We start from the raw sequence: 13,280 nt of genomic DNA, 5'->3' as shown, positions 1-13,280 counted from the left end.
TCTTCTTTCAATGAAAAATATTGAGCATATAGGCATTGCCGTAAAAAGCCTGGAGGTTTCCATTCCACTGTTTGAAAAAATATTGAATACGTCATGTTATAAAACAGAAGTAGTTGAGTCGGAAAAAGTCAATACTGCATTTTTCCAGATTTGGGAATCGAAAGTAGAATTATTGGAAAGTTTGGACCCTGAAGGCGTAGTTGCCAGGTTCATTGAAAAAAAAGGTGAAGGCATTCATCATATAGCCTTTGAGGTTAAAAATATTGAAGACGAGATGAAGCGATTACAGCAGGAAGGCTTTGTTTTACTGAATGAAAAACCGAAAAAAGGAGCAGATAACAAGCTGGTTTGCTTCCTGCATCCAAAGGGGACTAATGGTGTTCTAATTGAAATATGCCAAGATGTAAATATTTGATATACAATTAATTATCTTAGTTAAGACCTATATACTGATTGGTTGATAAATACCACATTTATTGGATTACAGAACAACATGAGGAACCAAAAACCACTTGTTCTGAAACTACTTATTTAGATACTCCAATCAGACACAATTATTTTTTATAGCAATAGTCGAAAAAGCTTTAGAAGACCGTAAAAACACGCTTTCTTCCAATTGGCACAGGGCTTGCCTTACCTGTAGAAACAACAACAAAGCGAGCTCACATGGCAAAGCAATTCAACTTCCGTTTTTTCTTCCTTTATATACTTGCTACTGTATTTTCAGTGATCACTGTATCTGCACAAAACGATGAGGCTACTACCTTAAAAAGTCGTCTTGCTGTGGTAGCACTGGAAGATAAAACCAATATCTGGGTAAGTGATTTTCCAAAAGGATCAACAGTTGTTCTGTTTGATGAAGAAGACAACCTGATCACTATTACATCTACCAATGAATATGGAGCTGCTTACATCAGTTTGCCTAAAACTATCACAACTACCATTTTTGCTAAAACAATGAATGGTGAGATTAATGTTTCTAACAAAGCTGCACGCGCTGTAAAAGAGCAGAATGTAGCTTCTAAGAACGATCAATCAAGCGCAACCAAAGCCTAACATAAACTTAAAGAACATTAGGCCTCTCCCAAAAGAAGAGGCCTTTTTTATTGCCAATAATTTTTTTGAAATAAAGGAGCGGGTTATAGACCTAGCTTTTCTATAGCTAGTTGTGCGGCTATCTGGCTAGCATCTTTTTTATTGAATGCTTTACCGATACTAAGTTGCTCGCCATCCAGCACTGCGGCAACGGTAAAAACACGTCGGCTATTTTCAAGCTTTTCATCAAGCGTTTGAAAAGTAAGTATGCGGCCATTTTTGCTCGCCCAGCCAATCAGTTTATTCTTCAGGTTGATGTCAATGTTTTCCAGGTCATCAACATATAAATGAGGGATGATGATATGTTTTTGCACCCATGTTTGCGTGCGCTTGTAACCTTTATCAAGATAAACGGCACCAACCAATGCTTCAAGTGTGTTGCCAAAAATTTGGCTGCCTTTCAGCGAACCATCAAACTTATTGTACAGCGTAATTTTCTTGAGACCGATCTTGATAGCAAGATCATTCAACTGCTGGCGGTTAACCATCTTACTGCGCATTTCAGTAAGGAAACCTTCGCCTTTGTAAGGATATTTTTTGAAGAGATAATCAGCAACGATAGCACTTAGAACTGCATCGCCAAGATACTCCAGGCGTTCATTGTTCTCATCCGTACCTTCTTTAACTGACCTATGGCTAAGAGCAGTGGTATATAAAAAAATATTGCCGGGCTTTATGCCCAGCACATTTTGCAATTGCTTTTCAAGTGATTGTTTTCCCTTATTCTTCCCTAAAAATTTTCCGAACAATTCCACAATGTTAAGCTACGTATTTTTTCACTATCACTGCTGCATTGTGGCCACCAAAACCAAACGTATTACTTAAAGCAGCATTCACTGTACGCTTCTGTGCAGTATTAAAAGTAAAGTTCAGCTTTGGATCCAATTCAGGGTCGTCGTTGAAATGATTTATAGTAGGAGGAACAATATCGTGAACTAAGGCCTGTATACAAGCTATGGCTTCTATTACTCCAGCGGCGCCCAGGCAATGGCCGGTCATGCTTTTGGTTGCACTTATATTTAGCTTGTATGAATGTTCTTTAAAAACATCCAATATCGCTTTTACTTCGGCACCATCGCCTAATGGTGTAGATGTACCATGCGTGTTAATATAATCTATGTCTTCTGGTTTCATACCCGCATCATCCAAGGCACATAACATTACGTTTTTAGCTCCTAGTCCTTCAGGGTGCGGGGCTGTTATATGATGCGCATCAGCTGTAGCACCACCACCTGATACTTCGCAGTAGATGTGTGCACCACGTGCTTTCGCATGTTCCAGTTCTTCTAAAATTAAAACACCGGCTCCTTCGCCCATTACAAAACCATCACGGTCTCTGTCGTAAGGACGACTTGCAGTTTGATAATCATCGTTGCGCTCACTAAGTGCTTTCATAGCATTGAAACCACCTACGCCAGCTTCACTGATCACACTTTCGCTACCGCCTGTTACAATTGCATCTGCTTTTCCAAGCCTGATATAATTAAATGCATCAATGATAGCATTGGTAGAAGAAGCACAAGCACTAACCACAGCGAAGTTGGGACCACGGAAACCATGACGCATAGATATTTGCCCTGCAGCAATATCAAGGATCATCTTAGGTATAAAGAAAGGATTGAAACGCGGTGTTCCATCTCCCTTAGCAAACTCTACTACTTCTTGCTGGAAAGTGATCAAACCACCTATACCGCTGGCGAAGATCACACCAACTCGATCTACGTTTACATTCTCTTTGGTGATACCTGCATCTTGCACAGCCTGGTCGCTGGCAACTAATGCGATCTGGGTAAAGCGGTCTATTTTACGCGCTTCCTTTCTATCGAGGTATTGTGTAGCGTCAAAATTCTTAAGCTCACAAGCAAATTTGGTTTTGAATTTAGTCGCATCGAATTGGGTAATAGGATTCGCACCAGAAACTCCATTTACCAAGCCATCCCAATATGAATTCAAATCATTTCCTAATGGAGTTAATGCACCTATTCCTGTTACAACAACTCTTTTCAATTCCATAAATACCTGTGGTTTTAAGTGAATAATCCGCCTACAGAAGCAAACTTGCTATGTGAGGCGGATTAAGATTATTGTCAAAAACCCTAAACTGTAGTTTTAGGGGCAGAGCAATGACATTATTTAGCGTGCTCTTCCAAATAGGCAACAGCCTGGCCTACAGTAGTGATAGTTTCAGCTTGCTCGTCAGGAATAGAAATATTGAATTCTTTTTCAAATTCCATAATAAGTTCAACGGTGTCTAGTGAATCTGCACCTAAGTCATTTGTAAAAGAAGCTTCATTGGTTACTTCTGCTTCGTCCACTCCTAGTTTGTCAACAATGATTTTCTTAACTCTTGTTGCGATGTCTGACATTGTTATAAAGTTTAGTTACGGTTGCAAAAATATAGATTTTGGTAAATAAGCAACGAAATCAATGATTTTTATTTCCTTATCTAATAGCGTATTATAACGCATTCAAGAACTTCATCTTTTTGACCACTGCGCTTATTGCTTTTTTCTCTATAGAAACCATCTATAAAAGGTTTCAGCTTACCTGTGTTTTTTGTTGTGGCTTCATGAAGGTCTGGTAGCTCACTCTTTGAATTCATCATGAACAAAAAATGATTGAGGTATGATTCTAGTTGATGGAAGTTCTATTTTTATACAACTAACAAACATCTAACTAGCATATGCCATTAAAGATCATTGATCACGGAACGGAAGAATACAATAGAATGGTGGACCTGCGCTACAACATTTTGCGCAAGCCTTTAGGATTGTCATTTACTGAAGAAGAATTAGAACGTGAGAAAGGTGATATGTTGATTGGGGCTTACGAAGATGATGAGATGCTGGGTTGTTGTATGCTAACTAAAGTAGGTCCGCAAACAGTAAGGCTAAGACAGATGGCTGTAAAGCCCGGACTGCAGGGAAAAGGAATTGGACGAGTTTTAATGCAGTTTGCAGAGAACCTTGCGCGTGATAGGGGCAATACAAAAATCACCATGCATGCGCGTAAGTCAGCCATTGGCTTCTACGAAAAACAAGGCTATAATATTATAGGACAAGAGTTTGAAGAAGTAACCATACCGCACTATGTAATGGAGAAAAACCTTTGATAGTTGGAGGTTAGAAGTTGGAAGTTTGAGGTTAAGGTAACCAGGAACCATAAACTACTCTCCAATCTTTTCCTTAAACAATTGTCGAAGGTCTGTTCTTTCATTGTCTTCCAACGCTGCTTTGGGAACAAGAAAAAACGAACGGCTATCGAAGTAGAGGTGAAAGAAATGCGGACTTTCTACAAAGCGGGAAAAGTTTTTCCATGCCCATTGCATCTGTCCACGTGCATTTTCCAGCAATACATGATGTTCACTAAAAGACATTTTAAATGTATCACGAAAGGTAGATGCGCGTTTGTAGACAGTCTTTGGCAGAATAAACCAGAAGGAGATCATTAGCACCATCCATAACAAGGATGCAACGAGAAATGCCAACGGTGACACTTTTCTAAAGAAGAATAGGCTGGCTGAAATAATTGTAAATACATTTACCACTATCAATAAAATCTTCACCTCGGGGCGAGAAATAAAATGATAACGTAATGCCTGTATCACCTGCTTTTTATCATATCCAAAGTATATCTCCATCTTATTGTTTTCAGTGCACCAAAAGTAGGAAAAGAGTAACTGCAAAATAGAAGCCGATATCTATCAAAGGCAACAGGATGTTAGCGTGCTGGTTTGGGAGTACTAATATCCTTGAGCGCAACTGCCCACTCAGCCAACTGTTCCCCCTTTTTATTCAGAAATACCACCTTCATAATTCGTTCTGCACCTTTACCTGTAAAAGATATCCTGCTATAGTTATTCTGATCGTCTACCCGCAGCAACATATTTGGATCTGAAGCCTCAGCTGGCGACCTGCGTGACAGGCCTGCTGTAAGCGAAGAAGCTGTAATATCATAAAGCGGGTAATTGCCATTACGCTCTCTCTTTACAACTGAGGAAAGATGCCTGTCGCCTGTTAAGAATACCAATCCATTGATCGGATGCTGCTGCAAGAAATCCATTAACTCCCGGAATTCGGTGCGATAATGAATGAAACAGTCTTTTACAGATGATTGATTTAGCACCTGGCTGCCGGTGGCGATCACTCTGAAATGAACCATAGAGTTGGAATTGCTTTGCAATAAAGCATTCTTTAGCCACTCCATTTGTTGCTCCCCAAACATCCGTTTTGCTGTATTCTCCAAACCTCCAATTGAATCAACCATTTCATCATTGCTTCTAAACCAGCGGTCGTCCAGCAGGAAAAAATCAACATCGCTGAAGGTGAACTTAGTGAAGATGCCTTGCCCGTTCTGTCCATAGGAGGGATTGGCCCAGTACTTCATAAAGATGCTGCGGCTGGTATCTTTCAGTATATAACTTTTATCTGCATTGTTGGGACCATAATCATGATCGTCCCAGATAGCATAATGCGGCATTGCCTTTAGTAGCGGCTGAAGTACAGGCATACTCCTGTCACGGGAGGCACGATACTTCAAGCCCCATTCGCTGTTGTAGTCCACCTCGCGGGTGTACCAGTTGTCGCCTAGCCACAGCATAAAAGATGCATTGGTCTCAGTGGCCATGGTAGTAAATATGGAACTGTCTTTTCCGTAAGGCACACCTGGCCTGTCGTAGTTATCGTTAAAATAAGCACAACTGCCGGTGACAAAGGAAAAGTCAGGCGCATCAGTTCGGTATTGCCACAGCGGCTGAGTTGTGACCTCGCCAGCACCGATAACGGCATTCTCTTTACCCATCACTACATTATATAAATAAGTAGTTGCTGGCTCCAGTTGTGGCAACTGCCATTTATAAGTATTTGGAAAAGCAGTGTAATCTTTTTTCATTACTATCCTCTTGGCTGTTGCTTTCGGCTTGTCCTTTGGCCAATAAAGCAAAATGGCTTCTGCTATGCCTTCTTTTAGTTCCACCCATATGGTGGCGGTACGCATGTCTATATGGCCAGGCATGGGACCACTTACTACACCAGCAGGTTTTTGAGCAAATAGGTAGGAGGTTAGAAAAAGGAAAAGCAGAACGAGGCTTGACTTCATATGATCTTGTTGAGCTGCAAAATACATGTTTGCTGTAATACAGCAGCCTATCTGCTGCCATAACCACAACTGTACAAGAGTGCGACGCAACGGAAGCTGAATATGGATTGGCAGGCGGCTTCCAATCATTTCAAAACATAAAAAAAGCCACCTGGAAAGGTGGCTTCGGCAATCATGAAAAACCAAAATGACTAGCTACATCCCATGCTGTTGCCGCAGTTCATACACTTGTAGCAGGTACCGCTACGGATAGTGATATGGCCACAGGTGTTGCAGGCAGGAGCATCACTTTGCATATTTTTATTAGCTGCGTTCAAAGCTTCCAGGCCGTTGCTAACATTGGCTGTTGCTTTGGCTACCGCTTTTTCTGCTTTAGGAGCAGCACCATTATTGGATGGAGCGGTTATGCGTACACTGCTTAATTCAGGTTTAAAATCTTCTATATCATCACCCAGGTTCATTACCTCTGGCTTATCAAGCACATGCACCAGGTCAGTACGATCCAGGTACTCGTAAGCTAGGCAACGGAAGACGAAATCAACCAACGATGTTGTTGTCTTGATGTTTGGATGATCTACCATTCCCGCTGGTTCAAACTTGGTGAAGACGAACTTCTCCACGAACTCTTCTAGTGGCACACCGTATTGCAGGCCTACAGAAACGGCTATTGCAAAACAGTTCATCATACTGCGAAGTGTCGAACCTTCTTTCGCAAGATCGATGAATATTTCACCGAGCGTATTGTCGTTGAATTCGCCGGTCCGCAGGAATATCACCTGGCCATTGATCTTTGCTTTTTGGGTAAATCCACGACGCTTTGCCGGCAGCGACTTACGCTGAACAATATCACTCAGCTTACGCTTCAGTTTTGTATCAGGCGAAGCATGCATGCGCTTGGTTACTTCTTCCAATAGCTCCTCTACTGTAAGCTTGCTCAGGTCAACGATGTTAGACTCTGTAGTTTGAGGTTGAAGGTTTGAGGTTTGAGGTTCTACAACTTCTGAAGATGTATCCTCTGTTGTTTCGTCCTTCTTCTTTTTATCGCTTTTATTGCTCAGTGGCTGCGATAGTTTAGAACCATCACGATACAATGCATTTGCCTTCAGACCCAACTGCCAGCTAAGCATATAGCAATCAGCTATCTCTTCTACTTCAGCTTCGTTTGGCAGGTTGATGGTTTTAGAAATAGCGCCACTGATGAAAGGCTGTGTAGCAGCCATCATACGGATGTGCCCATGTGCGTGGATATATCTTTCACCTTTTTTACCGCATTTGTTAGCGCAGTCAAAAACTTTCAGGTGTTCTTCTTTTAAATAAGGTGCACCTTCTACTGTCATTGTACCGCAGATGTAATCGTTGGCTGCGTCTATCTGCTCCTCAGTGAATCCTAGTGCTTCCAACAGGTTGAAGTTCCAGTCGCTATACTCAGCTTCTGTAAAACCAAGTCTTTGCAAACAAGCTTCGCCAAGCGTGAAACGGTTGAATACAAAACTAATTTCAAATGCTGCTTTCAATGCATCGTTCAGTTTCTTGATCTCTTCGCCAAGAAAACCTTTCTCGCTCAGCGACTGCTGGTTGATGAATGGAGCACCTTCGAAAGAGGCAGAACCTACTGCGTATTTGATGATAGCATCGGTTTCTTTTTCGCTGTAGCCGAGGTTTCTTAAAGCTAAAGGCACGCTCTGGTTGATGATCTTGAAGTATCCGCCACCGCTTAATTTTTTAAACTTCACCAAAGCAAAATCTGGTTCTACACCGGTAGTGTCGCAATCCATTACCAAACCAATTGTTCCGGTAGGAGCAATAACAGTTGTTTGCGCATTGCGATAACCATATTTTTCTCCTAACTCTACTGCGCTATCCCATGCTTTGCATGCTGCTGTCAGCAAATAATCAGGGCAATAAGTTGCTTTTATTCCTTGCGGCTTGATGCTGATCTTTTCATAAGCATCTGCATCGTAAGCAGCCAGTCGGTGGTTGCGCATAACACGCATCATGTCTTCAGCATTCTCAGCATACTTATTAAAAGCGCCTAAGAAGCTGGCCATTTCAGCGCTTGTTTTGTACGCTGTACCAGTCATGATAGCGGAAATAGATCCTGCAATAGCTCTTGCCTCTTCACTATCGTAAGCGATACCACTTACCATTAACATGCTTCCAAGGTTGGCAAAACCTAAACCCAGTGTGCGATAGTCGTATGATAATTGTGCTACTTCTTTACTTGGGAACTGTGCCATCAGTACGGATACTTCCAATACAACTGTCCACAGGCGGCAGGTATATTCAAAACCTTCTACATCAAAAACATTGGTATCGTCGTTGTGAAACTTGCGCAGGTTCACAGATGCAAGGTTACATGCAGTATTGTCGAGGAACATGTATTCAGAGCAAGGATTAGAAGCCCTGATTTCTCCACCCTTAGGGCAGGTATGCCACTCGTTAATGGTAGAGTTGTACTGCAAGCCTGGATCTGCACAACGCCATGCGGCATAAGCTATTTTATTCCACAACTCGCGGCTATTGACCTTCTTCATGGTGCGGCCATCGGTACGAGCTGTCAGTTCCCAGTCTTCTCCCTTTTCCAGTTTCTCGAAAAATTCGTTTGGTACACGAACAGAATTATTAGAATTCTGTCCAGATACTGTGCGGTATGCTTCGCCTTCGTAATCACTGGCATAACCTGCAGTTATTAAAGCACTTACTTTCTTTTCTTCTTCTACTTTCCATTCAATGAAGTCTACGATCTCAGGATGATCCAGGTCGAGACAAACCATTTTAGCCGCACGACGTGTAGTGCCACCACTTTTGATTGCACCAGCAGCACGGTCACCAATCTTCAAAAAGCTCATCAATCCGCTGGATGTACCACCACCACTCAGCTTCTCTCCTTCTCCACGAATGTTACTATAGTTTGTTCCTACACCAGAACCGTATTTAAAGATCCTGGCTTCGCGAACCCACAGATCCATAATTCCACCTTCATTTACCAGGTCATCTTCTACACTTAATATAAAACATGCATGCGGCTGCGGACGCTCATAAGCCGATGTAGATCTTTTCAGTTTTCCATCTTTCTGATCAACATAATAGTGTCCCTGCGGCGATCCTTTTATACCATAGCTCTCGTACAAGCCGGTATTGAACCATTGCGGGCTGTTAGGCACACAAGCCTGGTTCAATATGCTATATACCAGTTCTTCGTAAAATACCTGTGCATCTTCAGTTGTTGCAAAATAGCCATTACGCTCACCCCACACTCTCCAGCAGTTGGCCATACGATGCGCCACCTGTTTAGATGAGGTTTCGCGACCAAGCGTACCATCAGCTTGCGGTACACCAGCCTTACGGAAATATTTTTGTGCAATGATATCCGTTGCAATCTGGCTCCATCCTTTTGGAACCTCTACATTGGTCATTTCAAAAACAATTTCACCCGACGGGTTGCGAATGACACTGGTACGGTAGTCATACTCAAACTGGTCGAACGGAGAAACGCCTTCTTTGGTAAAGCGCCGCTGGAACTGGAGTCCTTTTTTGCTGTTTGGTGTAGGCATGTGAAGAAGATTTATATTGATTAAATGGAAGTTTGAAAAGCCCGTCAAAAAAATTGAGGCGGGTAACGAAAATATCCTTCCTTTCTTGTATGAACGGCTTTCAAATATGCACAGATGTGGAAAATGAATGTGCAGAAATTGGAAGCCTTTACAGGGAGTGAGTTACGTGCAATGTCCACACGATGTAGATAAAAAAAGGCATCAAATAAGTTTTTTGGCATACGTTGAAAGCGCCCAAATTTTCATATCTGAAGGCTATAACACTAGTCCCAACGTTCCTAAAGCCTATAAGTATTTGAATTATTCATAAGCTGTTTTCTTAATTGGTCTCCTAATCATGCAAGCCTACTTCTTTAGTATTATCACGAAAGAGGTTTCCTAATAAATACGAAGTAACTGCTTGATATAAGTGGCATTACTTTAGTATAACTTAAATAAAGCGCCTAGTCCCCGGCTCCGTTAGCGCCGTACACAGTTGTTTTATAGTATGTTTGGAGCGATTTGGACAGGTTAAAACTCATACAAACGATTTTTTTAGCATTTTTGCAATACCACGATAACCAATTGCATGAAGAATAAGATTTACCAGCACTTTGTAAAGAATAAACAGCAAGGACATAAATCTTTTGCAGTACTAGTAGATCCTGATAAAGTGGATGCTGCAAAGATTGAACAATTGGTTTCACTGGCTACAACCTCTAAAGTGGATTACTTCCTTGTTGGTGGTAGCCTGCTTATCTCCAATCATCTAGATGAATGCATCCAGCAGTTCAAGGCGCTATGCGATATCCCGGTTATCCTTTTCCCTGGTAGTCCTTCGCAGGTAAGCAAATACGCTGATGCTCTTTTGTATCTTTCTCTTATTTCAGGTAGAAATGCCGAGTTGTTGATCGGCCAGCACGTGGTAAGCGCTCCTTTCGTAAAAAGCAGCGGACTCGAAATAATGCCTACCGGTTATATGGTAATTGACGGTGGTGCTCCTACTACCGTTTCTTATATTTCCAATGCAGCACCCATTCCAAGCGACAAGAACGAGATAGCACTATGTACTGCTATGGCCGGCGAAATGCTGGGAATGAAACTCATTTATATGGATAGCGGCAGCGGTGCCAAACGTCCTATCACCGAGAGCATGATAGAAATGGTGAGTAGCCATATAGAGGCTCCATTGATCATTGGCGGCGGTATTACCGACCCGGAAAAAGCTTATCGCAACTGCAAGGCAGGCGCCGATGTAATAGTGGTAGGAAATGCTATTGAAAAAGATGCCAGCCTGATAAAAGAGATGGCAGATGCAGTGCATGGAACAACTGTGACTGCATAAATGCCTAACGGGTAATCTTGTAAATTTTTCTTTTGTATCCGGCACATGGCCATTACTCAACCTTCGTTGCGTCACACTCTTGTACCTCCGTGCGTATCAACATCCAACCTCCAACACCTAACAACAAACACCTACCAACTCCATCGCCTACCTCTTCAGGTTTGCTGCATTCACCCTTGTAGGTGTATCCGTTCCTTTTATAATTGAAGCAGAACTGGTGATGATAGCCTTGATAATGGCTGTCATATTTTGCAGATCCAGTGTACCTACTTCATCTGTTACCTTGTGGTAGTTAGGTTCCGAATCCATTTTAGATGTAGAAATGGTATGCGCCGGCACTCCTAGCCGCGCCAGTGTAGCATTGTCTGAACGATAAAACAACTGCTGCGCAGGGTAAGGATCAGGGTGAAAAGTGAAGGCAGACCCTTCCAGGTTTTTCTGCAAAATCTTTCCCATATCTGTTTCATCAAACCCTGTGATGTAGGCTGAATTCTTGCCCCACTTACTATCAGTACCAATCATTTCCAGGTTGAACATTGCCATCACCTTGGCAGGGTTTAGCTGCTGCGAAAAATACTTGCTTCCATAACCGCCCATTTCTTCTGCGGTGAAGGCTGCAAAAACAAGTGTACGTTCGTTATTCCTGGCTCTTTTAAAATATTTAGCGGCCATAATAACACCAGTGATACCTGATGCATCATCATTTGCACCATTATATATTGAGTCTCCATTTACAGGTTTACCAATTCCTATATGATCGTAATGACCAGAGAAAATTACCTGCTCATCTCTCTTAAATTTTCCCGGCAGTACACCTACTATGTTGTGCGCTACTACAGGCGTAACCTGCTGCCGAACTTTGATATCATAGGAATCAGCGGGTGAAGCAGTCAATACAAATACTACGTTATGTTTTCTTGGAAAAGTGTACGACATAAACCCACCAAGCCTGCGGAAGACGCGTGAAAAACTCGTGTCAATAAATACAACTGTATTCTCAGTAGGTTCAAAATATTGGCCGATCTCTGCACCTATATTACTGCCTTTGGCAATGTGAACTTTACGGTAGCCGCTGGCAGCGTTTAAATCTATTTCGGTATTGGTGCTAAAAGCAACTATACTCTTGCTATCGATATTTTGACCATCTACAGTAGCCGTAGCCGAAACAACAGAAGGCTTCAGCATTTCGAACGACTGCTTGTAGCCGGTTACACCTTCCAGTTGTTCAAGCCCAATTTTCCTGAATTCCGCAGCAATGAAGTCTGCCGCTTTTTCAATGCCTGGAGTAAATGTTGCCCGGCCTTCCATATCGTCGGCGGCCAATGTCCCAATTATTCGTTGTACTTCTGTTTCAGTAACCTGTTTGTCCAGACGTGGTGCTACAGCGCACCCTGTTGCTGCCGAGAGCAGCAATAACCAGAATATCTTATTCATGTGTATAGTTAAGAGGGAAATCTTATAAGCTCATCATTTCTTTGAACTTTACTGTTTGCCTGCGGCTAACTTCTATTTTTTCGCCACCTTTCAGTTCAAGCAGAAGACCTCCATTGAAATAAGGTTCTATTTTTTCTATCCACCGCATATTGATGATGTGTTTGCGGTTGGCTCTAAAAAATACTTTGTCATCCAATCGCTCTTCCAAAGCATTCAGCGATTTTAAGATCAGTGGTTTGTTAGGACCAAAAAATACTTTAGCGTAATTGCCCACGCTTTCAAATAAGCGGATCTCGTTAAGCTTTACAAACCAGCATCTTTCGCCATCTTTTACAAACACCTGGTCCTGCTCACCCAGTAAGGTATTGCGTGGAGCAAAACTCATTCCATTGGCAGCAGCAGGTTCTTTTGCCTCTTCCAGGTGAAGTTTCTGGATGGCATCAGATAGGCGCTTTGGCTCTACCGGTTTTAGCAGGTAGTCAAGAGCATTTACTTCAAAAGCTTTCAGTGCATACTCGTCGTAAGCGGTGGTGAATATCACCTTTGGCAGCCTGTCAAGATCCTCCAGCAGATCGAAGCCTGTCTTTCCCGGCATCTGTATGTCAAGGAAAATAAGATCAGGCGAATGTTGTTCAATTTTCTCCAGGCCTTCCTGCACATTGGAAGCCTCATCTATGATATCGATCTCTCCAAAGTCCTGCAATAATTTCTTCAGTTCGTTACGCGCCAGGCGTTCGTCGTCAATAATGATTGTTCTTACAGACATGGCATTAAAA

Annotated in this window: 12 protein-coding genes; 4 read left to right on the top strand and 8 right to left on the bottom strand. The window is 42.2% G+C overall.

What is annotated here, in order from left to right; all coding sequences use genetic code 11:
• The first annotated feature begins 10 nt into the window (after nt 1–10).
• Both mce and J4N22_RS14135 read left to right on the top strand, forming a co-directional pair.
• Complete coding sequence (mce, locus tag J4N22_RS14140) at nt 11–415, top strand: methylmalonyl-CoA epimerase (protein ID WP_207495611.1); 405 nt, start codon at nt 11–13, stop codon at nt 413–415.
• Between the two features lie 251 nt (nt 416–666).
• Nucleotides 667–1,056 (top strand): hypothetical protein, encoded by a 390-nt coding sequence (locus J4N22_RS14135; protein WP_207495609.1) that lies wholly within the window; start codon nt 667–669, stop codon nt 1,054–1,056.
• An 83-nt stretch (nt 1,057–1,139) separates the two neighbouring features.
• Here J4N22_RS14135 and rnc read toward each other — a convergent pair whose 3' ends face one another.
• From rnc to J4N22_RS14120, 3 genes are all read right to left on the bottom strand, one after another.
• A complete protein-coding gene (gene rnc / locus J4N22_RS14130; protein ID WP_207495607.1) occupies nt 1,140–1,850 on the bottom strand; it encodes a ribonuclease III in 711 nt (236 codons plus the stop codon).
• A 4-nt stretch (nt 1,851–1,854) separates the two neighbouring features.
• Nucleotides 1,855–3,108 (bottom strand): beta-ketoacyl-ACP synthase II, encoded by a 1,254-nt coding sequence (gene fabF, locus J4N22_RS14125; protein ID WP_207495605.1) that lies wholly within the window; start codon nt 3,106–3,108, stop codon nt 1,855–1,857.
• Nucleotides 3,109–3,224: 116 nt separating this feature from the next.
• Nucleotides 3,225–3,461: an acyl carrier protein gene (locus tag J4N22_RS14120; RefSeq protein ID WP_026751146.1), complete on the bottom strand. Its 237-nt coding sequence runs from the start codon at nt 3,459–3,461 to the stop codon at nt 3,225–3,227.
• 317 nt (nt 3,462–3,778) lie between these two features.
• Here J4N22_RS14120 and J4N22_RS14115 point away from each other — a divergent pair, with 317 nt between their 5' ends.
• On the top strand, nt 3,779–4,207 hold the full coding sequence (locus J4N22_RS14115) for a GNAT family N-acetyltransferase (protein ID WP_207495603.1): 429 nt from the start codon (nt 3,779–3,781) through the stop codon (nt 4,205–4,207).
• Nucleotides 4,208–4,261: 54 nt separating this feature from the next.
• Here the strand turns inward: J4N22_RS14115 and J4N22_RS14110 are convergent, their stop codons facing one another.
• The 3 genes from J4N22_RS14110 to J4N22_RS14100 all read right to left on the bottom strand — a co-directional run bounded on the left by J4N22_RS14110 (nt 4,262) and on the right by J4N22_RS14100 (nt 9,746).
• Nucleotides 4,262–4,735, bottom strand: a complete 474-nt coding sequence (locus J4N22_RS14110) for a YcxB family protein (RefSeq protein ID WP_207495601.1) — start codon at nt 4,733–4,735, stop codon at nt 4,262–4,264.
• Between the two features lie 80 nt (nt 4,736–4,815).
• Nucleotides 4,816–6,192 (bottom strand): alkaline phosphatase D family protein, encoded by a 1,377-nt coding sequence (locus J4N22_RS14105; RefSeq protein ID WP_207495599.1) that lies wholly within the window; start codon nt 6,190–6,192, stop codon nt 4,816–4,818.
• Nucleotides 6,193–6,383: 191 nt separating this feature from the next.
• Nucleotides 6,384–9,746 (bottom strand): vitamin B12-dependent ribonucleotide reductase, encoded by a 3,363-nt coding sequence (locus J4N22_RS14100; protein ID WP_207495597.1) that lies wholly within the window; start codon nt 9,744–9,746, stop codon nt 6,384–6,386.
• 568 nt (nt 9,747–10,314) lie between these two features.
• Between J4N22_RS14100 and J4N22_RS14095 the strand changes: the two genes are divergently transcribed.
• A complete protein-coding gene (locus J4N22_RS14095) occupies nt 10,315–11,070 on the top strand; it encodes a phosphoglycerol geranylgeranyltransferase (RefSeq protein ID WP_207495595.1) in 756 nt (251 codons plus the stop codon).
• A 147-nt stretch (nt 11,071–11,217) separates the two neighbouring features.
• Here the strand turns inward: J4N22_RS14095 and J4N22_RS14090 are convergent, their stop codons facing one another.
• Nucleotides 11,218–12,504 carry a M20/M25/M40 family metallo-hydrolase gene (locus tag J4N22_RS14090; RefSeq protein ID WP_207495593.1) on the bottom strand — a complete coding sequence of 429 codons (1,287 nt, stop codon included), beginning with the start codon at nt 12,502–12,504 and terminating at the stop codon, nt 11,218–11,220.
• Between the two features lie 22 nt (nt 12,505–12,526).
• On the bottom strand, nt 12,527–13,270 hold the full coding sequence (locus tag J4N22_RS14085; protein ID WP_207495591.1) for a LytR/AlgR family response regulator transcription factor: 744 nt from the start codon (nt 13,268–13,270) through the stop codon (nt 12,527–12,529).
• Between the last annotated feature and the right edge of the window lie 10 nt (nt 13,271–13,280).

It is taken from the genome of Aridibaculum aurantiacum, from assembly GCF_017355875.1.
Classification (GTDB): domain Bacteria; phylum Bacteroidota; class Bacteroidia; order Chitinophagales; family Chitinophagaceae; genus Segetibacter; species Segetibacter aurantiacus.
Note: the sequence above shows the minus strand (reverse complement) of the source record. Positions and strands in the feature narration are given on the sequence as shown.

What these genes read in the sequence shown, in the direction of transcription:
- mce (WP_207495611.1), top strand. Translation starts at nt 11, where the DNA reads ATGAAAAATATTGAGCATATAGGCATTGCCGTAAAAAGCCTGGAGGTT.
- J4N22_RS14135 (WP_207495609.1), top strand. Translation starts at nt 667, where the DNA reads ATGGCAAAGCAATTCAACTTCCGTTTTTTCTTCCTTTATATACTTGCT.
- fabF (WP_207495605.1), bottom strand. Translation starts at nt 3,108, where the DNA reads ATGGAATTGAAAAGAGTTGTTGTAACAGGAATAGGTGCATTAACTCCA.
- J4N22_RS14120 (WP_026751146.1), bottom strand. Translation starts at nt 3,461, where the DNA reads ATGTCAGACATCGCAACAAGAGTTAAGAAAATCATTGTTGACAAACTA.
- J4N22_RS14115 (WP_207495603.1), top strand. Translation starts at nt 3,779, where the DNA reads ATGCCATTAAAGATCATTGATCACGGAACGGAAGAATACAATAGAATG.
- J4N22_RS14110 (WP_207495601.1), bottom strand. Translation starts at nt 4,735, where the DNA reads ATGGAGATATACTTTGGATATGATAAAAAGCAGGTGATACAGGCATTA.
- J4N22_RS14105 (WP_207495599.1), bottom strand. Translation starts at nt 6,192, where the DNA reads ATGAAGTCAAGCCTCGTTCTGCTTTTCCTTTTTCTAACCTCCTACCTA.
- J4N22_RS14100 (WP_207495597.1), bottom strand. Translation starts at nt 9,746, where the DNA reads ATGCCTACACCAAACAGCAAAAAAGGACTCCAGTTCCAGCGGCGCTTT.
- J4N22_RS14095 (WP_207495595.1), top strand. Translation starts at nt 10,315, where the DNA reads ATGAAGAATAAGATTTACCAGCACTTTGTAAAGAATAAACAGCAAGGA.
- J4N22_RS14090 (WP_207495593.1), bottom strand. Translation starts at nt 12,504, where the DNA reads ATGAATAAGATATTCTGGTTATTGCTGCTCTCGGCAGCAACAGGGTGC.
- J4N22_RS14085 (WP_207495591.1), bottom strand. Translation starts at nt 13,270, where the DNA reads ATGTCTGTAAGAACAATCATTATTGACGACGAACGCCTGGCGCGTAAC.